The following is a 19,354-nucleotide window of genomic DNA, read 5'->3' on the forward strand; positions in this document are numbered from 1 at the left end:
GCCCGAGGACGTCCGTGCACACAGCGCCCCGACAATCTCGTCCGCGAGAATTCGATCGAGGAGCGTCCAGGCTGCCCGCGCGAGAACCCGTCAGCTCACCTGGAGGCGTCCGGTGATCGCGTTCTCGTACAGCCCGGCGAGCGTCGCCTCGTCCAGCGGGCGCGGATTGCCGCCGCAGGAGGGATCCCGGGCCGCCATCGGGGCGAGCCTCGCGACCGTATCGAGGCCGATCCCGAGCGCGTCGAGGCTCGCCGGGATGCCGATCTCGGCGCGGAGCTGCAGCACCCAGTCGAGCACGGCCTGGAAGGAGGGGTTCAGCAGGTCGAGATAGCGGGCCAGCGCCGCCATCCTGTCCTCGATGGCAGGGCGGTTGAAGGCGAGCACGTAGGGCATCACGACCGCGATGGTCATCCCGTGATGCGTGTCGAATATCGCGCCGCACGGATGGGCGAGCGAGTGCATGGCACCGAGCCCCTTCTGGAAGGCGATCGCGCCCATCGAGGACGCCGCCATCATGTGCGAGCGCGCGGCGATGTCGGACCCGTCCCGCACGGCGACGGGCAGCCAGTCCTTGACGAGCCGGATCGATTCCAGCGCCACGCCTTGCGCGATCGGGTGATAGAGCGGGCTGCAGAAGGATTCGAGGCTGTGCGACAGCGCATCCATCCCGACCGCCGCCGTGATCTTCGGCGGCAATCCGAGGGTCAGCTCCGGATCGGCGATCACGATGGCCGGCATCATCTTCGGATGGAAGATGATCTTCTTCGTGTGATCCGATTCGTCCGTGATGACGGAGGCTCGGCCGACCTCGGACCCCGTGCCGGAGGTGGTCGGGACCGCGACCACGGGCGCCATGCCCGACGTATCGACGCGATCGGACCAGGCCTCGCGATCCTCGAAATCGAACATCGGCCGGGTCTGCCCGACCATCAGGGCGACGGCCTTGGCGGCGTCGAGCCCAGAGCCGCCGCCGAAGGCGACGACCCCGTCATGGCGGCCGGTCCGGTAGGCTGCGACCCCGGCCTCGATATCGCTTCCGACCGGATTCGGGCGGATCCCGCCGAAGAGGCCGCATTCCAGCCCCGCCGCCCGGCAGCTCTCGATTGCCGCGGCCACCATCGGCAGCTTCGCGAGCCCGGCATCGGTGACGAGAAGCGGCCTCGTCATCCCGAGCGACCGGCAGGCTTCCGGCAATTCGGCGATGCGGCCGGCGCCGAAGCGGATCGCCGTCGGATAGCTCCAGTTGCCGCGAAGGTTCATGGCGTCTCGTGACATCGGCAATCCCGGCCCCTCAGATGATCTCGAAATAGCGCTTCAGCTCCCAATCGGAGACGTGGCGCATGAACTGGCGCTCCTCCCACTCCCGGGTCGCGGCGAAATGGTCGACGAAGACGCCGCCGAACAGGATGCGGGCTTCGGGAGAGGTGCGGAGCCGGGCGGCGGCCTCGGTCAGGGTGCGGGGGAGTTGGAGCTGGTCGGGAGCCGGCTGCAGATAGGCGTTGCCGGTCGCGGGCGCCTCGGGCTCGATCCGGTGCTCGACGCCCCAGAGCCCGGCTCCGAGCATCGCGGCGACCGCCAGATAGGGATTCGCGTCGGCGCCCGGGATGCGGAACTCCACCCGCTGGGACTTGGCACTACCCATGATCGCCCGGATCGCGACGGTGCGGTTGTCGATGCCCCAGGTCGCGGCCGTCGGCGCCCAATAGCCCGGGACGAGGCGGCGATACGAGTTGACGGTCGGGGCGACCATGGCCGTCAGCGACGGCGCGAGCCGCTGCAGGCCGCCGATGAAATGGCGCATCGTCGGCGCGATGCCGTCCGGTGCGCCCTCGTCACGGAAGAGGGGTTCGCCGTCGCGCTGCAGCGAGAGATGGACATGGCCGCCCTGCCCGGCGAAGGCCGGGTCCCATTTCGCCATGAAGCTCGCGTAGAGCCCGTTCCGCTGGGCGAAGACCTTGGCGACGGTCTTGAACAAGGCCGCCTTGTCGGCCGCCTCGAGTACCCCGTCGACCCGGATCGCGGCTTCGATCGCACCGGGGCCGGTCTCCTCGTGCAGGCCCTCGAGCGGCAGATCCATCGCGTCGCAGAGGTCGAGCAGGCCGCGATAGAAGGTCGTGTTCACCGAATTGCGAATGACCGAGTAGCCGAAATTGCCGGCCCCGTGCGGGCGCAAGCCGCGATAGCCCTTTGCGGCCAGCGTCTCCGCGCTCTCCTCGACGGCCAGGAATTCGTATTCACAGGCGGCGAGCGCCGTGAATCCCATCGCCTCGGCCCTGCCGATCACGCCGCGGAGAATGGCACGGGGGCAGATCTGCTCATGCTCGCCGGCGAACTCGCCGAGAACCAGGATCGTGTTCTCCTCGAAGGGAAGCTCGCGCCAGCTTCGGGGAAGAAGCCGCACGGGGGCGTCGCCGTAGCCCCTGTGCCAGCCCGTGACCGCGGTGTTGTCGTAGAGCTGGTCGTCGACGTCCCAGCCGAGGACCACGTCGCAGAAGCCGAAGCCGCCGTCGAGCGCGGACAGGAACTTGTCGCGCGCCATGTACTTGCCGCGCATCACGCCGTCGATGTCGAACAGGCCGACCTTCACGTGCCGGATGCCGCGCGTCTCGATCAGAGCCCTGAGCTCGTCGGCGCCCCCGGCGGCATTCCTGTCCATGTCGCTCCCACGGCGGATCGTGTCGCCACGACGTTCTGCATGAGACGGGCCCGCCTGCAAGACGCGTGCAGCGATGCTCAGAGCTGCGGCGTCACATGCGCCCGCACGTTCCGATCGACCGCCCTGACGTCATCCTCCGCGCACGGCGATCCAGATGACATGGCGCGCGCCCTTACCGACGTCGCGGGCTCGCACGCGGGCCTCTTCGACCGCGAAGCCGCTCCTGCGCAGCCGCTCCGTGAAGCGCGGGGCAGGGCCCGAGGACCAGACCGAGAGAAGTCCGCCGGGATGCAGGGCCGCCCGAGCCGCGGCAAGGCCGGCGAGGCTGTAGAGCGCGTCATTGGCGTCGCGGGTCAGGCCTTCCGGCCCGTTGTCGACGTCGAGGAGGATCGCGTCGTAGCGCGTCCGGTCGGCCCGCATGAGCGCTCCAACGTCGCCCTCCCGGATGGTGACGCGGCGATCGTCCAGGCTTCCCGCAAACAAGCCGGCGAGCGGGCCCTTGGCCCAGGCCACCACCGCCGGCACGAGTTCGGCGACCACGACCCTGGCCTCGGGCCCGAGATCCCGGAGGGCGGCCCGCAGGGTGAAGCCCATTCCGAGCCCGCCGATGAGGATGCGAGGGCGCTGTCGGTCTCGCAGACGCGCGCAGGACAGCGTCGCCAAGGCTTCCTCGGATCCGCTCAAGCGGGAGTTCATTAATTCCTCGCGGCCGAGCATGATCGAGAAGTCGGCACCCCGCTGCATCAGCCGAAGTTCGTCGCCGCCGCCCGGCACATCCGCCCGGTCGAGCTGAAGCCAGGGATTCACGCTCGCGGACCCGCACCGTCAGGGAAGGTCGAGATCGAGCAACAGGCCGGGCATGTCATGCCGAACAACGCCGGCGCCCGGGTCCGATCGTCAAGCCCGGCGCGCGTGCCCGGTCAGCGAAGCGGCATGCTGCGTCGATGAACTGCCGGTCAGGCGACCCCTTGCAGTTGAAGGCCATGACCGTTCGGGCGCTGGGCCTGAACGCGGTCTCGCTCGCCGAGCAGGCGCTCGTATTCGCGCTCCGCGCAACCGTAGCTGCCGTTGGCCGCGATTTCGAGTTTGGAGCGGTCGAGGATGCGGATGCATCCGCGCTTCGCCCGGATCGCGCCGTCGCCTTCGAGTTCGTGCGTCGCGACCGTCACGCCGGGCCGCCGCACACCGAGCACCACGGCAAGTGCCTCATGCGTGATCAGCACCTGATCGCTCTCCACCCGGTCCTGGCACATGACCAGCCACCGCGCGAGGCGCTCCCGGACGGTGTTGCGGGCATTGGCAAGGGAGGTCTGCGAAATCTGCGTCATCCAGCACTGACCGAAGCGGAGCAGAACGGAACGGAGTTCGGCTTTCGCCCCGATGTCCCGAAGGAGTGTGGCCGAGGGCACACGCAGGGCCTCTCCAGCCACCTGCACGACGGCTCGGTTGGGCGAGCGATCGGACTCGAAGAGCAGCGGCAGCGACGTCATGCCCTCGCGGCCGACCATCCCGATCTCACCTTCTCCGAGCCCAGAACTGGCCATGACCGAAATCACGCCGTCGTTCGGAAAATAGGTATGCCGATAGGGTGCGAACGGCTCCTGCAGAACCTGCCCCGGCGACAGCGTCACGACCTCGAACTCGCCCGAGAGGTCCGCCTGGATGCGGACCGGGAGTGCTTTCAGGAGGCGGTTCGTGGTCGTCAACATTCGATGCATCCGTTGTATCGGGCAGAGGTTGAACCTTCGCCGGAGGTCTCACCCCCACTTATGTTGGGATCGTACAAAATATCCGAGCCATCCAATGCCCGCCTGCATTCCCGACACGCGGGAGGTGAAGATCAATCCTGGTTATACGATCCGATTCGTCCCAAATGAATCGCGAGTCGGGTGATCAAAACCTCGTGATACGGACTCACGAAGCCTTCGCGCAGCGGCCGGAGCCAAGCTAAGCTTGGCCTTACCCGCAAAGGGCTAAGCTTGCCTCACGCATATTCAGGGCTTGCCTCTCGCGTTCGATGCGAGGGGGAAACCTATCGTCGGTTGCGGCGCCGCGAGGAAAGTGAGGCGCTAAATGGAAAAAGGCCCGAGCTGACTGGCTCGGGCCTTTTCTGCGTCGGTGAGGCAAAGCTCGCTTCGTGTTTACGCCTTCTTGCGGCCGCGCTTCGGCTTTTCGGCCGGCTCCGGCTCAGGCTTGCGGCGCTGACCGAGGCCGATAGACCTCGCCATGTCCGAGCGTTGCTTGGCGTAGTTCGGGGCCACCATCGGGTAGTCGCGGGGCAGGCTCCACTTGGTGCGATACTGGTCAGGCGTCAGGCCTCGTCCGGTCAGGTGCCGGCGCAAGGTCTTGTACTGCCGCCCATCTTCCAGGCTGATCAGGTAATCGTCCGTGACGGTTTTCTTGATCGAGATATGCGGGGTCGGCTTCGCAGCCTCGGGCTGAGGCGCCGGCCGTCCCAGCCCGACGAGGGCCGTGTGGATCGATGCAATCAGACCGGGAAGATCCGCGGTCTGGACAGAGTTGTTCGCCAGATAAGCCGAGGCCAGACCGGCAGTCAGATCGATGAGGGACGATGCGTCCAATGTAGCTTCGGTCGACAAAGTTTAGGTCTCCTGTTGATTCTTTGTCTTGATGATATTCGAGCGCGAAGGTCAAGTGGAGCAGGACTGACTCGTATCTCGTTCGATTGTTCCCGCTTCCGGCAGATGAGGCCGAGGCTGATTGTTTGATGAGATCGAGGCCCACGACGCGGGTCATGTCCTCGCAACCGTCGCTACCTTTCCGGAACCGAAGGCCTCCGAGCTCGGTTGAATGTGGCATCGGGGCGAGGGGTAGCGCGATGTCGCCACGCAATTCAGCGAGACGAAGTCTGGCGGACGAGGTGTTCTTCCGGGAAGTCGAGATCCTGGAAGATATGCTGATGTCCGTAGCTGTCAGCGCGCCGGAGGCCGAGATGCCCAAGATGAACGTTCGAGCGCCGCCGTCGCATCCTTGGCGCAAAGCTCTTGCGTTCGGCAGCCTCCTGGTTGCCGCTGGCATTCTGGCGAGCCAGACCGCTTTCTGATCGGCTGCTTCCTGAATGGCCCGAAACGTTCGTTTTAACGAACGTTTCGTTGACAGCCGGGTTGCGATGCGGAAAGTCGGCGGCTGGCGGTGTAGCCGTCGGGAGCCCAGTTCATCCGCATGGCAGCCATGGACCGCATCGACAAGGCGATCCTGCGTATTCTGCAGGAGGACGGCTCCGTGCCGATCGCGACGATCGCCGAGCGAGTCGGCCTCTCCCAGACGCCGTGCTGGAAGCGCATCCGGCGGCTCGAGACGACGGGCGTGATCACGCGGCGCGTCGCCATCCTGGACCCGGAAAAGCTCGGCCTCGGGATCACGGTCTTCGTCTCGATCCAGAGCCCCGACCATTCGGAGGCATGGCTCGCCCGCTTCGCCGAGAGCGTCGCGGCGATGCCGGAGGTGATGGAATTTTACAGGATGGCGGGCGACGTAGATTACATGCTGCGCGTCGTCGTGGCCGACATGCCGGCCTACGACGCCTTCTACAAGCGGCTGATCGGGGTCGTCAGCCTGAAGACGGTCACGTCTCGTTTCGCCATGGAGCGGATCAAGTCCGAAACCGCCTACGTCATCGCCTGAGCGTCGCGGGCGAAGTCAGGCCGGAGCCGCTGCCGCAGGCTCAGCCGTCGCCCGGATCGCGGCGTCGGGGGTCCGGCCTGTCTGACCGAGCGCGGCGCCGATCAGGATCACGACCGGACTGTGGTCCGGCAGCGACACGCCCCTGGCCAGTTCCGCCAGGGTGGTGGCGAGGTGCGACTGGGTCGGCCGCGACGCGTCGCTGACGGCCAGGACCGGCGTCGTCGCCGGAAGGCCACGGCCGAGCAGGCGCTCCGCCAGCCGGCCGGCGGTCCGCCGGCCCATATAGACGACGAGGGTCGAGCGGGGATCGGCGAGGGCCGCCTCGTCGAGATCGGCCGGGAGGTCGCCCCGTCGGTCGTGCGCGGTGATGAACTGGACGCGGCCGGCATGGTCGCGATGGGTCAGAGACAGGTCGAGCGAGGCCGCGGCCGCGCTCGCGCTCGTCACGCCGGGCACGATCCGGACCGGTATCCCGGCCGCCCGGCAGGCCTCAACCTCCTCGCCGGTCCGGCCGAAGAAGGCCGGATCGCCGCCTTTCAACCGAACGACGCGCTCGCCCGCGAGCGCGAGATCTACCAGGAGGGCGGAGATGTCCTCCTGGCGGCAGGCGGCGCCGTGGCCTTCCTTGCCGACATGGACCCGCCGCGCCTCGCGCCGCCCGAGTTCGAGCACGGCCGGCGTGACCAGACGGTCGTAGACGATGACGTCGGCCGCCTGGAGTTCGCGCATCGCCTTCAGGGTGAGAAGCTCCGGATCGCCCGGGCCTGCCCCGACGATCACGACCTCGCCGACGCGCCCGGGCCCGCCGGCCCGGCCGATCTCGCCGGCCCAGAACTCAAGCGCGTCGCGCTGCTCCGCTTCCGGCTTCGCCGAGGTGAGGGCCGCATCCGCGAACCGTTCCCAGAAGGCCCGGCGCTCGGCGCGGCCCGGCAGGAGCGTCTTGAGCCGGTCGCGGAAGGCTTGCGCCGTGCGCGCCCATGAGGCGACTGCCGCCGGCAGCACGGCCTCGATCCGCCGCCGGATCGCCTGGCCGAGGATCGGGGCTGCCCCGTCCGTCATGATGCCGACGACGACCGGCGAGCGGTTGACGATGGTTCCGAACTGGAAGTCGCAGAAACGCGGCTTGTCGATGACATTCACCGGAACGCCCCGCGTCCGGGCCGCGGCCGCGAGCCGAGCGGCCTCGTCGGCCTCCTCGATATCGGCGACGACCAGCGCAACGTCTTCGAGGTCGCCCTCGTGCCAGGCGCGGCGGACGAGAGCGAGCCTCGGATTCTCGGTCGCGAGCTGTTCGAGTTCGGCATTCGGGGCTTCGCCGATCATGACGAGCCGCGCACCGGCGGCCAGCAGCAGCTCCGCTTTCCAGACCACCGGCTCGCCGCCGCCGATCACCAGCACCGGGCGATCCCTGAGGTCGAAGAAGACCGGCAGCTTCGCCAGCGCCGAGAGGCGGGGAGGGCGGGTAGCGCTCGGAGACAGGACAGCATTCATCGCGAGATCACGTCGCAAAGACCGCGCCGGACCGCATGGGACCCGGCGAGCGATAGCATCGAACGGAGTATTACGCTCACGCGGCCGCCTTCAGCGCGCCGGTCGCGTCGTGGAAATGCCGGCCCGCATCGGTGCGGGCGATGTAGCCGGCCCGGATGACGAAATCGCCGAAGCGCTCGCCCGGCCGGCGGGTCCGCGCATAGGCGGCGAAGAGCGGGTCGAGCGCGGCCAGGATGCCGTCCTGGTCGACATCCTCGGCATAGAGTTTCGACAGGCGTGAGCCGTCAAAGGCCGCCCCGAGATACAGGTGGTAGCGGCCCGGGCCGCGCCCGACGAAGCCGATCTCGGCGATATAGGGACGGGCGCAGCCATTCGGGCAGCCGGTCATCCGGAGCGTGATCTCGTCGTCGCCGAGGCCGTGCGACGCCATCCTGGCTTCGAGAAGCGTGATGAGATCGGGCAGGTATCGCTCGCTCTCGGCCAGCGCGAGGCCGCAGGTCGGCAGCGCGACGCAGGCCATGGCGTTGCGGCGGACCGGGCCGGCGGAGGCCGTGAGCCCGTATTCGGCGACGAGCGCCTCGATCTCGGCCCGCTTCTCGGGCGCGACATTCGCCACGATGACGTTCTGATTGCCGGTGAGCCGGAACTCGCCGTCATGGATCTCGGCGATGCGCCGGAGACCCGACAGCATCCGGGGCCCGCCCTCTGCATCCTTGATGCGGCCGTTCTCGATGAAGAGCGTCAGGTTCTGGCGGCCGCCCTCGCCCTCGCTCCAACCGTAGCGATCGCCGTTGTCGGTGAAGCTGAAGGGACGAGGCTCGGCAAAGCTTCGTCCGACCCGCTTCTCGACCTCGGCCCGGAAGGCGGCGAGGCCGTGCCGCTCGATCGTGTATTTCAGGCGCGCCGCCTTGCGGTTGGTGCGGTCGCCCCAGTCTCGCTGCACCGTCATCACGGCCTCCGCGACCCGCACGGCCCAGTCCGGTTCGCAGAACAGCATCACATCCGCGAGGCGCGGGAAGGTCTCGGGCTCACCGTGCGTCATGCCCATGCCGCCGCCGACTGTGACATTCCAGCCCTCGAGCGTGCCGCGCTCGTCCAGGATGGCGATGAAGCCGAGATCGTGGGCGAAGATGTCGACCTCGTTCGAGGGCGGCACCGCCACGACCGTCTTGAACTTTCGCGGCAGGTAGGTGCGGCCGTAGACGGGCTCGTCCTCCTCGGCCCCGACGACGCGCTCGCCGTCGAGCCAGATCTCGCGCCAGGCGCCGGTCTTCGGCAGGAGCTCGTCCGAAATCCGGCGGCCGAGGTCCAGCGCCGCCCGGTGGGCGCCCGTCTGGACCGGGTTCGTGGCTGCGAGCACGTTGCGGTTGACGTCGCCGCAGGCCGCGATCGTGTCGAGCAACGCGCCGTCGATCGCCCGCATCGCCCGTTTCAGGTTCGACTTGATGACGCCGTGATACTGGAAGGTCTGCCGCGTCGTCGCTCGCAGCGTGCCGTTCGCATAGGTGCGGGCGATGTCGTCGAGGATCAGCCATTGCTGCGGCGAGACGACGCCGCCCGGGATGCGCAGCCGGATCATGAAGGAGAAGGCCTTCTCCATCTTCTTCTTCGTGCGCTCGGCCCGCAGGTCGCGGTCGTCCTGCAGATACATGCCGTGGAACTTGACGAGCTGTCCGTCATCCTCGGAGATCGCACCGGTCGCGTTCCGGAGGAGGCCTTCGGCCAGGGTGCCGCGCAGGAGGCCCGAGGCCTCCTTGATGTGCTCGTTCCGGGCGCGCTTGTCTTCGGGTGTATCGGTGGGCATCGGATCTCGCTTCGGGATCTAGTCTCGCTCATACCGGCGCAAGCCGGTATCCAGCCGCGCTCTGGGCCCCGGCTTTCGCCGGGGTGAGCGGTCGGCTCAGTACACGTCCTGGAGGTAACGCTTGTCGCGCTCCAAACGACGCACGGCGTCTTCGGCGGCGTCGGGCGCGAGGGCCTTCACGTCGGCATAGGCCGACACGAGCGCGGCCCGGACGTCCTTCGCCATCGCCTTCGCGTCGCCGCAGACATAGAGGGCCGCGCCACCCTCCAGCCAATCCACCACGTCGCGCTTCTGCTCGAACAGCCGGTCCTGCACGTAGATCTTCTCGGGCTGGTCGCGCGAGAAGGCGACGTCGAGGCGGGTGAGGCTGCCGTCCTCCAGCGCCTCCTGCCATTCGAGCTGGTAGAGGAAGTCGTGCGTGAAGTGGCGGTCGCCGAAGAAGAGCCATGAGCGGCCGGTCGCGCCGGTCGCCCGCCGCTCCTGGGTGAAGGCCCGGAAGGGTGCGATTCCGGTGCCCGGCCCGACCATGATGATGTCCGTCGCGGGATCGGCCGGCAGCCGGAAATGCCGGTTCGGCTTCAGTCTGACCTTGAGCTTGGCGCCATTCCGGATCCGGTCGGCCACGTGAGCCGAGGCGACGCCGGTGCGAGTGCGGCCATGGCTGTCGTAGCGGACCGCCGCGATCAGGAGATGGGCCTCGTCGCCGACCTCCTTGCGGGAGGACGCGATCGAATAGGCGCGCGGCGGCAGCGGCCTGGTGATGTCGGCAAGACCGTCAGCCGAGAGCCCGGCCGGATAGGTCTCGAGAAGGTCGATCAGGTGCCGGCCCTCGATCCAGGCCCGGGCCCCTCCCTCGTCGAGGAGCTTGCGGGCATCTGCATGGCCGGTCGCCGCGACGAAGCGCTCGATCGCGGCGGGCGAGAGGGTGGAGATGTCGCGCTCGACGAGCAGCGTCCGCCGCAACGCATCGTCGCCCGCGAGCCCTGACGCTTGCAGGATATGCTCGACCAGAGCCGGATCGTTCTCCGGATAGAGTTCGAGCGAGTCGCCTGGCTCGTAGGCCGGCGCGCCGTCCTCGAAGGCGAGGGCGAGGTGGATCGTCTCCTTGTCGGATCGCGACGAGTTGAGGTCGATATGATCGACCACCTCCGCCACGACCGGCTCGCGGCTCGGCTCGGCCGCATCGCCAGTGCGGCCGAAATCCACGGCCACGACATTGCCGACGGCAGCCGGCTCCTCGGCGGGCGCGAGACTCCGGATCGTGGAGGCGATCCAGGCGGAAGCCGGCTTGGCGAAGTCGAGGTCGAGATCGGCCCGGTCGACCGCGCGCGTCGCCCCGAGCGCCTCCAGGCGCGCGTCGATCGCCTTACCGATGGCGCAGAATTCCGCATAGGCCGTGTCGCCGAGCGCGAGGACACCGAAGCGGACGCCCTCGAGCCGCGGCGCGGCCTCTCCCATCAGGTCGCGATAGGCGTTGGCGGCGCGGCCGGGAGGCTCGCCTTCACCCCAGGTCCCCGCGACCACGATCAGGTTCTTGGCGCCCGGCAGGGTGGCGAGGTCGAGATCGGCGAAGTCGACGACCCTAGGCTTGAAGCCGTTCTTGCGGGCGAGTTTCGCGGCGTCATTCGCCAGCGTCTCGCTGTTGCCGGACTCGCTCGCGTAAAGGATCAGCAGCGGCTCGGCCGCGCGCGGCGGTGCGGCCGGCACGGCTACCGGCATCTCGGCCCCGGCATCGAGCCCGGCCAGGAAGCCGGAGAGCCAGGCCCGCTGCGTCGCCGTCGCCGGGGCGAGCACATGGTCGAGGCTCGCGATCTCGTCGGCCCCGAAGGGAGCCGTCTTCGGTAGCAACGCTGAGCGGGCCATGCGGTCGGGCCTCAGCGAAGCAGGACGGAGGAAAGGGAGGCGAACTGCGTCGAGACGAAATCCGCGACCCGCGCCGCGGCGATCTCGTCGAACAGCGCGACCCGGGCGCCGAGCAAAGCCACGATAACGACCCAGAACCCGGCCGCGAGCGCAAGGCCCCGCTGTCCCGGCGACCGGCCAAAGGGCTCGCCTGGATCGGTCTCGGCAGAGGTCTTGGAATGATCATTCGGCATGAAACGAACCGCAATCGGGCGGCCTTTCTAGACCGCCTCAGCATTGCCTAAGATCGTGCCGTCATGCACTTCCGTCAATCGGAATGATGTTCGAAAGAAATCTACCGAGGTAGAACAAACATACTGAAATTCCATGCCAGCGTAGACCGATTATCCTGGCGGGTTGTGGTCACCCTCCTTGAATGTTCGTCCGGTAGGTCTTCATGGCTGGCTCAGCGACAAGGCCCTCGTCCGGGACGAACGAGGTCCTAGAGCGATATCGTACCGCGCCGAGGCCATCCACCCTGCCTCGACATCGTCCTCACACCTGCCCATGGCCGCAGGCCTGCAATGCCCGAGAGCTGCCGTCCCTGGCTCTTGCCGGCAGGAATGTCATCGTCGCGCCAGAGCTGACATGTTCGGAAGACGTCCTCGATCGGCGCCGGTTCAGGAGGGGCGGATGCTTCTTAGACCTGCACGTCGCAGAACGCCCTCAACCAAGCGCCTCCGCCACGTTCTTGCCGCAGGTCACGGTATCGGCGTTGCCGCCGAGGTCGCCCGTCCGCAGCGTCCGCTCGGCGAGCACCCGCTCGATCGCGTCCACGATCTCCTTGGCGGCGTCCAGCTCGCCGAGATGTTCCAGCATCATGGCGCCGGACCAGATCTGTCCGATCGGGTTCGCGATACCCTGGCCCGCGATGTCCGGCGCGGAGCCGTGGACCGGCTCGAACACCGACGGGAAATCCCGTGCCGGGTTGATGTTGCCGGAGGGCGCGATACCGATGGTGCCGGTGCAGGCCGGGCCGAGGTCCGACAGGATGTCGCCGAAGAGATTGGACGCCACCACGACGTCGAACCAGTCCGGATGCAGCACGAAATGCGCGGTCAGGATGTCGATATGGTACTTGTCCCACTTCACGCCGGGGAATTTCGAGGCCATCTCTTCGACGCGCTCGTCCCAATACGGCATCGAGATAGAGATGCCGTTCGACTTGGTGGCGGCGGTCAGGTGCTTCTTCGGCCGGCTCTCGGCCAGCTTGAACGCGAAATCGAGCACCCGGTCGACGCCGAAGCGGGTGAAGACCGATTCCTGCACCACGAATTCGCGTTCGGTGCCGGGAAAGGCCCGGCCGCCGATGGCGGAATATTCGCCCTCGGTATTTTCGCGCACGACCCAGAAGTCGATGTCGCCCGGCTCGCGCCCGACAAGCGGGCATTTGACGCCGGGCATCAGACGGACCGGGCGGAGGTTGATATACTGGTCGAATTCCCGCCGGAACAGCAGCAGCGAGCCCCAGAGCGAGACGTGGTCGGGGATTTTCGCCGGCCAACCCACCGCGCCGAAGAAGATGGCGTCGTGGCCGCCGACCTTCTGCTTCCAGTCTTCCGGCATCATGCGGCCGTGCTTGGCGTAGTAGTCGTAGGACGAGAAGTCGAACCAGTCGAGCTGGAGCGAGAAGCCGTGGCGCTTGGCGGCGGCTTCGAGCACCCGGACGCCTTCCGGCACGACCTCCTTGCCGATCCCGTCCCCGGGAATCACGGCGATACGGTAGTGGCGTCTGGTTGCGTCCATCGGATGTCCCCCTGTTCGCAGGGGATCGGCGATCGGGCGCCGAAGGTCAACCGGCCCTTCGGCAAGGCGCTGCGGTCCGGCGGAAGCGGCGCCGCTAGCGGGTAAGCAGGCGGGCCCGGCAGATCTGCTACAGGGCAGCGGCGGCCGTTTGGGCCGCCCAAGGGCCCTAGTCGTCGCTATTCGGGTCGTGGCTGCCGAGACCGGCGGTCTCGAGGCGGTCGATGAGGGTCTGAAGACGCGGCGGCAACGGCGATTGCAGGGTGTCCCTGTAGATCGACGCGAGTTCCGTGCTCAAACGCCCGAGCAGAAGCGTATCGCATTGCGACGAGAGCGAACCGCCAAAGTCGTACATGTTTTCGATCGACCTCATGGTGCACACCAACGATGTGACCGGGCCGAAGTTTCAACACATCTGCGAAAATCGGTAAGGGCAATACCAAGGGCTATTCTGCGGGCGCCACCGCTGCGGTCTGGCCAGCCCGGCCCTTCCCGAACCAGCCCGTGACCGTCTCGGAGAACGCATCGAGATAGATGTAGACGACGGGCGTGGTGTAGAGGGTGAGAACCTGGCTGACCGCGAGCCCGCCGACCATCGCATAGCCGAGTGGCTGGCGGATCTCCGCGCCGGCCCCGAGACCGAGCGCGAGCGGGATGCCGCCCAGGATCGCGGCGAGCGTCGTCATCAGGATGGGCCGGAAGCGCAGCAGCGCGGCTTTGCGGATCGCCTCCTCGGCCGAGATCTTCTCGTCCCGCTCGGCCGCTATCGCGAAGTCGACCAGCATGATGCCGTTCTTCTTCACGATGCCGATCAGGAGGATGACGCCGATCAACGCGATCAGGCTGAAATCGTAGCCGAACAGCATCAGCACCGCGAGCGCGCCGAGGCCGGCCGAGGGCAGCGTCGACAGGATGGTGAGCGGGTGGATCAGGCTTTCGTAGACGATACCGAGAATGATGTAGACCGCGATCAGGGCCGCGAGAATCAGGAGCGGCACCGTCGAGAGCGACTTCTGGAATTCCTGCGCATTGCCCTGGAAGCTGCCCACGGTGGTCGGGGGCAGTCGGATGTCCCGCTCGGCGCCCTCGATCGCCTGCGTCGCCTGTCCCAGAGACACGCCCGGGGCGAGATTGAAGCTGATCGTCACCGCCGGGAACTGGCCCTGATGGGTGACCGACAGGGGCGAGACGCCCCGTGTCGTCCAGCGGGCGAAGGCAGCGAGCGGCACCTGTTCGCCAGTCGTCGGCGACTTCACGTGCAGGCGCTGCAGTGTCTCGGTTTCGCCCTGCAATTCGGGCAGGATTTCGAGGATCACCCGGAAGGTGTCGATCTCGGTGAAGTATTGGGCGACCTGGCGCTGCCCGAAGGCATTGTAGAGCGCATTGTCGATCAGGCTCGGCGTGATTCCGTAGCGGGAAGCCTGATCCCGGTCGATGGTGAGGGTCAGCATTCCGCCGCCCGTCGACTGGTCGGAGGTGACGTCCCGCAATTGCGGCAGCTTGCGCAGCGCGTCGACGACCCGCGGGGTCCACTCCCGAAGGGAGGCGGAATTCGCGTCCTGCAGCGTGTATTGGAATTGCGTCCGGGTGCGGCGCCCGCCGACATTGATGTCCTGCGCGGCCTGGAGGAAGAGCCGGATACCCGAGACCCGGTCGAGCTCGGTCCGGAGGCGGTCGATGACCTGGTAGATCGTGACGTCCCGCTCGCCTGCCGGTTTCAGCGTGATGAAGACGCGGCCCTCGTTCAGCGAGTTCGTGCCGCCGACCTGGGCGGAATAGGCCGCGACCGCGGGATCGCGCCCGATCACCGCGAGCGCCGCTTCCTGGCGCTTCACCATCTCGGCGAAGGAGATGTCCTGGGCGGCTTCCGAGGTGCCGATGAGGAGCCCCGTATCCTGCTGCGGAAAGAAGCCCTTCGGAACGACCCAGAAGAGATAGCCCGTGAGCACGATCGTGCCGAGGAAGACGAGCAAGGTGACGAAGCGGAAGCGGAGCGCCACGTCGAGGCTTGCCCCATAGGCACGGTCGACTGCCGCGAAACCGCGTTCGAAGAAGCGGTAGACCGCGCCATGTTGGCTGTCCCGCTCGGAGGTGAGAAGACGGGACGCCATCATCGGCGTCAGCGTCAGGGCGACCACGGCCGACACCGCGATCATGATCGAGACCGTCATCGCGAATTCGCGGAACAGGCGCCCGATGATCCCGCCCATCAGGAGCAGCGGGATGAAGACGGCGATGAGCGAGATCGATATCGACACGATGGTGAAGCCGATCTCGGCCGAGCCCTTGAGGGCGGCCTCCAGCGGGCTGTCGCCCTCCTCGACCCGTCGCACGATATTCTCGAGCATGACGATGGCGTCGTCGACCACGAAGGTCACGGCGACGATGAGCGCCATCAGGGACAGGTTGTTGAGGCTGTAGCCGGCCACGTACATCAGCGCGAAGGTGCCGGCGAGAGAGATCGGCACCGTGATGCTCGGGATCGCAGTCGCCCAGAAGCTTCGCAGGAAGACGAAGATCACGACGACGACGAGCGCGATGGTCAAAAGCAGCGTGAGTTCGACCTCGTGCAGCGAAGCCCGGATCGTCTGGGTCCGGTCGGACACGATCTCGAGCTGCATGGTCGCCGGCAGGGAGCCCTGGAGGCGGGGCAGCTCGGCCTTGATCTTGTCGACCACGTCGACGACGTTCGCATCCGGCTGTTTGAAGACGACGAGATAGACTCCCCGCTTGCCGGAGACCCAGGCCGCCTTGCGGCTATCTTCGGGGCCGGACACGGCCTGGCCGACGTCGCGGACCCGGATGGCGGCGCCGCCCCGGAAGGCGAGGATCACGTCCTGCCATTCCTCGGCCTTGGTGAGCTGGTCGTTCGCGTAGATGGTGAAGGACCGGCTCCGGCCGTCGATCGTGCCCTTCGGCTGGTTGACGGTCGCGAGGCCGAGCTGCGTGCGGACCTCGTCGAGGCTGATATTCTTCGCGACGAGCTTTGCCGGATCGATCTGGATCCGGATCGCGGGCTTCTGCTCGCCGCCCACGATCACCTGCCCGACGCCGGAGATCTGGCTGATCTGCCGGCCGACGCGGGAATCGAGATTCTCGTTCACCTCGATGAGCGGCAGCGTGTCCGAGGTTCCGCCGATGATGAGGATCGGCGGATCCGCCGGGTTCACCTTGCGGTAGGTCGGGGGACTCGGCAGGTCGCGCGGCAATTCGCCGGCGGCTGCATTGATCGCGGCCTGGATGTCCTGCGCGCCGGCGTCGACGTCGCGGCCGAGCTCGAACTGCACCGAGATCGAGGTCGTCCCGAGCGAGGAATTCGACGTCATCACCGACACGCCCGGGATCTGGGCGAATTGGCGCTCGAGCGGCTGGGCGATCGACGTCGCCATGGTGTCGGGGCTGGCGCCCGGCAGCGAGGCGCTCACCTGGACGGTCGGGAAGTCGATCTGGGGCAGGGCCGCGACCGGCAGCCGGGGGAAGGCCGCGATGCCGACGAACAGGATCGCCACCATCAGGAGCGAGGTGGCGATCGGAAACCGGATGAACGGCGCTGAGACGTTCGCCCTCACGGTGCGGACCCCGGCGTCGCGGCGAGACCCGCAGCCCGCTCGTCTTCGCGGCCCGGTCCGCTTGGCCCGGTCTGGATCTGAGAACCGGGCAGCAAGCGCGACTGGCCTGCGACAACCACCTTTTCGCCCGCCCTCAACCCGTCCTCGATGACGACCCGGCCTTCGGAAAAGGCGCCGACCTTGAGCAGGCGCTTCTCCGCCTTGTCGTCGGCCCCGACGACATAGACGAAGAGCTCGTTCTGGCCGCGCAGCAAGGCCGCCTCGGGAATGTTCACGGCCGCTCGCAGCGTTTGAACGAGGAGGCGCGTATTGACCGACAGGCCCGGCCACAGCCGGTCCTCTGCATTCGGGAAGGTGGCTTTCAGGCGCACGGTGCCGCTGGCGGGGTCGACCGTGTTGTTGATGAGGGCGAGCACGCCCTCGCCGAGGATCGTCCGTCCGTCCGGCGCGAGCGCCTGGACCCTGACGTCGCCTCCCCGTTTCGCAGCCGCGATGGCCGGGAGCTGGCCCTCAGGTGCCGTGAACAGGACCGAGATCGGCTGAAGCTGCGCGATCTCCACGATCCCGGTCGCATCGCCCGCCCGAACGATATTGCCGCGATCCACCAGCCGGAGCCCCGTCCGGCCCGAAATCGGCGCCCGGATGGTCGCATAGTCCAGCTGCGTGCGGGCGTTGTCGATCGCCGCCTGGTCGCTTGCCAGCTGCGCCGTCTGCGATCCGAGCGTCGCGGTCTGCTGGTCGAGCTGCTGCTGCGAGGCGAAGGATTGCGATGCAAGCTTCTGCGTTCGCTCCAGATCGAGCCTGGTCGCAGCCAGGGTTGCTTCGTTCTGCGCCTTGCGGGCGAGCGCCTGGTCCAGGGCCGCCTTGTAGGGACGGGGATCGACCCGGGCGAGAAGGGCGCCCTCCTGCACGGTCTGGCCTTCCTCGAAGGCGATCTCCATCACCTCCCCATCGACGCGCGACCGGATCGTCACGTTGTTGAAGGCCTGAACCGTGCCGAGACTCTCGTAGAAGATCGGCACGTCCGACACGGTCACCTGCGCGACATCGACCGGTATTCGGCCCGCGGCCGCGGCGCGGCCCTGCGGCGGCGCGGCCCCGGATCGGGCCTGATCCCCGGCAGGCGCCCTGGCGCTTCCCGTCCAGTACCACCAGCCGGCCGACGCCGCGCCGATCAGGAGCGCGAGGGTGGCGAACCACAGGCCCCAACGGACAGGCGATCGCTCCGCGATCGTCTCCGGCTCGGGACGAGCGCGATCGGCCGAAACTGCCGGGGCAGGGACGGGAGGATTGCTCCGCGGCGATTGCGTCTGCAGGCCCTCGCGGCGCGTCGTGTTCGGGCGGGACGACGGGCGCACGTCTGCTGACGTGCGCTGAGGTCCGGCCTCGTCGACGTGAAGGCGATCACGCCTCGGATCGCCTTCGCTCACTCGCTCGGTCATGAATCCCGCTACTGTCGCACCGCCTGACTACGCCGCGACCCCTCCCTTGGTTCAGGTTGCGGGCCTGCGACATGGACACTGTCGCGTGAAGAGACCGAAACGAAGATGGGCCCCGAAGGGCCCATCGAGACGTCGAACTTGGAGGTTGTCGGATTATTCGCAGGGGTAGCGGAAGCCGTCCCGGCCGAGATAGGTCCCGGAAACCGGGTCGAAGCTGCGATACCGGCTCGCGCAGTAATTCACCCAGTTCGGGTCCCGACCATAGACATTGCCGACGGGCACGGGACCGCCATAGGCCGCGACGGGCGCGCCCGGGCCGGCGTAATAGCCGGGCCCCGGTGCCGCCTGCGAGGCGATCGCGCCGCCGATGAGCGCGCCCGCGGCGAGACCGCCGATGACGCCGGCTGCGACACCCGCACCGCCGCCGCCCCGGCGGTAGCCGCCGCGATACCCGCCGTAATGGCGACCTCGGTACTGGGAATAGGCCTCGCCCGGATAGGTTTGCATCTGCGCCTTGGCGAGTGCGTCCGCGGGTGCAGCCGACACTGCTCCGGGACCGATCGCGGCCAGGCCGAGCGCGCCCAGCGCAACGAAGTGGCGAAGTGACGGGGTCATCGTGTTCTTCCAACAAGAGAGGGGCCGCCGGGGCGGCGATATACCGACATGGTGACGCAGCAAGCCTGAAGCAACGATGAATGCCGGGTTCCGGCCTATTCCGCCGGAACCGCGATCGGCGCGGGCACCTGGTCGTGCCGCTCGGCGGCCTTGCGGGGCGAGGTCAGCCTCTCGAACGTGAGATAGATGACCGGGGTGATGAACAGCGTCAGGAGCTGCGACATCAGGAGCCCGCCGACGACCGTGTAGCCGAGCGGCTGGCGCAACTCGGCCCCGGCCCCGACCCCGAGCGCGATCGGGAGCGCGCCGAGCACGGCGGCTGCCGTCGTCATCATGATCGGCCGGAAGCGCAGCACGGCAGCCTCGATGATGGCCTCCTTCGCCTCGGCGCCCTCCTTCCGGCGCTCGATCGCGAAATCGACCATCATGATCGCGTTCTTCTTCACGATGCCGATCAGCATGACGATGCCGATCATCGCGATCACCG

The 19,354-nt window shown here is 67.7% G+C and carries 16 protein-coding genes and 1 pseudogene; 2 read left to right on the forward strand and 15 right to left on the reverse strand.

Annotated features, from left to right (window positions below):
- Positions 1-90: 90 nt before the first annotated feature.
- From ACFE87_RS05905 to ACFE87_RS05925, 5 genes are all read right to left on the reverse strand, one after another.
- Complete coding sequence (locus ACFE87_RS05905; RefSeq protein ID WP_375458688.1) at positions 91-1,260, reverse strand: iron-containing alcohol dehydrogenase; 1,170 nt, start codon at positions 1,258-1,260, stop codon at positions 91-93.
- A 31-nt stretch (positions 1,261-1,291) separates the two neighbouring features.
- Positions 1,292-2,656 (reverse strand): glutamine synthetase family protein, encoded by a 1,365-nt coding sequence (locus ACFE87_RS05910; RefSeq protein ID WP_375458689.1) that lies wholly within the window; start codon positions 2,654-2,656, stop codon positions 1,292-1,294.
- Positions 2,657-2,785: 129 nt separating this feature from the next.
- Entirely contained in the window at positions 2,786-3,463 is a 678-nt protein-coding gene (locus ACFE87_RS05915) for a hypothetical protein (RefSeq protein WP_375458690.1), read from the reverse strand.
- A 149-nt stretch (positions 3,464-3,612) separates the two neighbouring features.
- Complete coding sequence (locus ACFE87_RS05920; protein WP_375458691.1) at positions 3,613-4,365, reverse strand: Crp/Fnr family transcriptional regulator; 753 nt, start codon at positions 4,363-4,365, stop codon at positions 3,613-3,615.
- Positions 4,366-4,797: 432 nt separating this feature from the next.
- Positions 4,798-5,256, reverse strand: a complete 459-nt coding sequence (locus tag ACFE87_RS05925; protein ID WP_375458692.1) for a MucR family transcriptional regulator — start codon at positions 5,254-5,256, stop codon at positions 4,798-4,800.
- 239 nt (positions 5,257-5,495) lie between these two features.
- Between ACFE87_RS05925 and ACFE87_RS05930 the strand changes: the two genes are divergently transcribed.
- Entirely contained in the window at positions 5,496-5,720 is a 225-nt protein-coding gene (locus ACFE87_RS05930) for a hypothetical protein (protein ID WP_375458693.1), read from the forward strand.
- A 128-nt stretch (positions 5,721-5,848) separates the two neighbouring features.
- Entirely contained in the window at positions 5,849-6,301 is a 453-nt protein-coding gene (locus tag ACFE87_RS05935; protein WP_375458709.1) for an Lrp/AsnC family transcriptional regulator, read from the forward strand.
- A 15-nt stretch (positions 6,302-6,316) separates the two neighbouring features.
- Here the strand turns inward: ACFE87_RS05935 and cysG are convergent, their stop codons facing one another.
- The 10 genes and pseudogenes from cysG to ACFE87_RS05985 all read right to left on the reverse strand — a co-directional run.
- The gene (cysG, locus tag ACFE87_RS05940) at positions 6,317-7,792 is read right to left on the reverse strand and encodes a siroheme synthase CysG (protein ID WP_375458694.1); all 1,476 of its coding nucleotides are present in this window, start codon (positions 7,790-7,792) and stop codon (positions 6,317-6,319) included.
- A 76-nt stretch (positions 7,793-7,868) separates the two neighbouring features.
- Positions 7,869-9,575: pseudogene (locus tag ACFE87_RS05945) on the reverse strand (NADPH-dependent assimilatory sulfite reductase hemoprotein subunit); the annotation flags it as partial.
- Between the two features lie 117 nt (positions 9,576-9,692).
- Complete coding sequence (locus tag ACFE87_RS05950) at positions 9,693-11,459, reverse strand: sulfite reductase flavoprotein subunit alpha (protein WP_375458695.1); 1,767 nt, start codon at positions 11,457-11,459, stop codon at positions 9,693-9,695.
- Between the two features lie 11 nt (positions 11,460-11,470).
- Positions 11,471-11,692: a hypothetical protein gene (locus tag ACFE87_RS05955; RefSeq protein ID WP_375458696.1), complete on the reverse strand. Its 222-nt coding sequence runs from the start codon at positions 11,690-11,692 to the stop codon at positions 11,471-11,473.
- 472 nt (positions 11,693-12,164) lie between these two features.
- The gene (locus ACFE87_RS05960) at positions 12,165-13,244 is read right to left on the reverse strand and encodes a tartrate dehydrogenase (RefSeq protein ID WP_375458697.1); all 1,080 of its coding nucleotides are present in this window, start codon (positions 13,242-13,244) and stop codon (positions 12,165-12,167) included.
- Positions 13,245-13,410: 166 nt separating this feature from the next.
- Positions 13,411-13,614: a hypothetical protein gene (locus ACFE87_RS05965; RefSeq protein ID WP_375458698.1), complete on the reverse strand. Its 204-nt coding sequence runs from the start codon at positions 13,612-13,614 to the stop codon at positions 13,411-13,413.
- Positions 13,615-13,687: 73 nt separating this feature from the next.
- On the reverse strand, positions 13,688-16,810 hold the full coding sequence (locus ACFE87_RS05970) for an efflux RND transporter permease subunit (protein ID WP_375458699.1): 3,123 nt from the start codon (positions 16,808-16,810) through the stop codon (positions 13,688-13,690).
- Entirely contained in the window at positions 16,807-18,168 is a 1,362-nt protein-coding gene (locus ACFE87_RS05975) for an efflux RND transporter periplasmic adaptor subunit (protein WP_375458700.1), read from the reverse strand. The genes ACFE87_RS05970 and ACFE87_RS05975 overlap by 4 nt, the downstream gene beginning before the upstream one ends.
- A 237-nt stretch (positions 18,169-18,405) precedes the next feature.
- Positions 18,406-18,867 (reverse strand): BA14K family protein, encoded by a 462-nt coding sequence (locus ACFE87_RS05980; protein ID WP_375458701.1) that lies wholly within the window; start codon positions 18,865-18,867, stop codon positions 18,406-18,408.
- Positions 18,868-18,962: 95 nt separating this feature from the next.
- Positions 18,963-19,354, reverse strand: a 392-nt coding sequence (locus tag ACFE87_RS05985) for an efflux RND transporter permease subunit (protein WP_375458702.1), incomplete at its 5' end; no start/stop codon positions are given.

The sequence above is a fragment of the uncultured Enterovirga sp. genome (genome assembly GCF_964242715.1).
Lineage (GTDB): Bacteria > Pseudomonadota > Alphaproteobacteria > Rhizobiales > Beijerinckiaceae > Enterovirga.

What these genes read in the sequence shown, in the direction of transcription:
- ACFE87_RS05905 (WP_375458688.1), bottom strand. Translation starts at nt 1,260, where the DNA reads ATGAACCTTCGCGGCAACTGGAGCTATCCGACGGCGATCCGCTTCGGC.
- ACFE87_RS05910 (WP_375458689.1), bottom strand. Translation starts at nt 2,656, where the DNA reads ATGGACAGGAATGCCGCCGGGGGCGCCGACGAGCTCAGGGCTCTGATC.
- ACFE87_RS05920 (WP_375458691.1), bottom strand. Translation starts at nt 4,365, where the DNA reads ATGTTGACGACCACGAACCGCCTCCTGAAAGCACTCCCGGTCCGCATC.
- ACFE87_RS05930 (WP_375458693.1), top strand. Translation starts at nt 5,496, where the DNA reads ATGTCGCCACGCAATTCAGCGAGACGAAGTCTGGCGGACGAGGTGTTC.
- ACFE87_RS05935 (WP_375458709.1), top strand. Translation starts at nt 5,849, where the DNA reads ATGGACCGCATCGACAAGGCGATCCTGCGTATTCTGCAGGAGGACGGC.
- cysG (WP_375458694.1), bottom strand. Translation starts at nt 7,792, where the DNA reads ATGAATGCTGTCCTGTCTCCGAGCGCTACCCGCCCTCCCCGCCTCTCG.
- ACFE87_RS05950 (WP_375458695.1), bottom strand. Translation starts at nt 11,459, where the DNA reads ATGGCCCGCTCAGCGTTGCTACCGAAGACGGCTCCCTTCGGGGCCGAC.
- ACFE87_RS05955 (WP_375458696.1), bottom strand. Translation starts at nt 11,692, where the DNA reads ATGCCGAATGATCATTCCAAGACCTCTGCCGAGACCGATCCAGGCGAG.
- ACFE87_RS05960 (WP_375458697.1), bottom strand. Translation starts at nt 13,244, where the DNA reads ATGGACGCAACCAGACGCCACTACCGTATCGCCGTGATTCCCGGGGAC.
- ACFE87_RS05965 (WP_375458698.1), bottom strand. Translation starts at nt 13,614, where the DNA reads ATGAGGTCGATCGAAAACATGTACGACTTTGGCGGTTCGCTCTCGTCG.
- ACFE87_RS05980 (WP_375458701.1), bottom strand. Translation starts at nt 18,867, where the DNA reads ATGACCCCGTCACTTCGCCACTTCGTTGCGCTGGGCGCGCTCGGCCTG.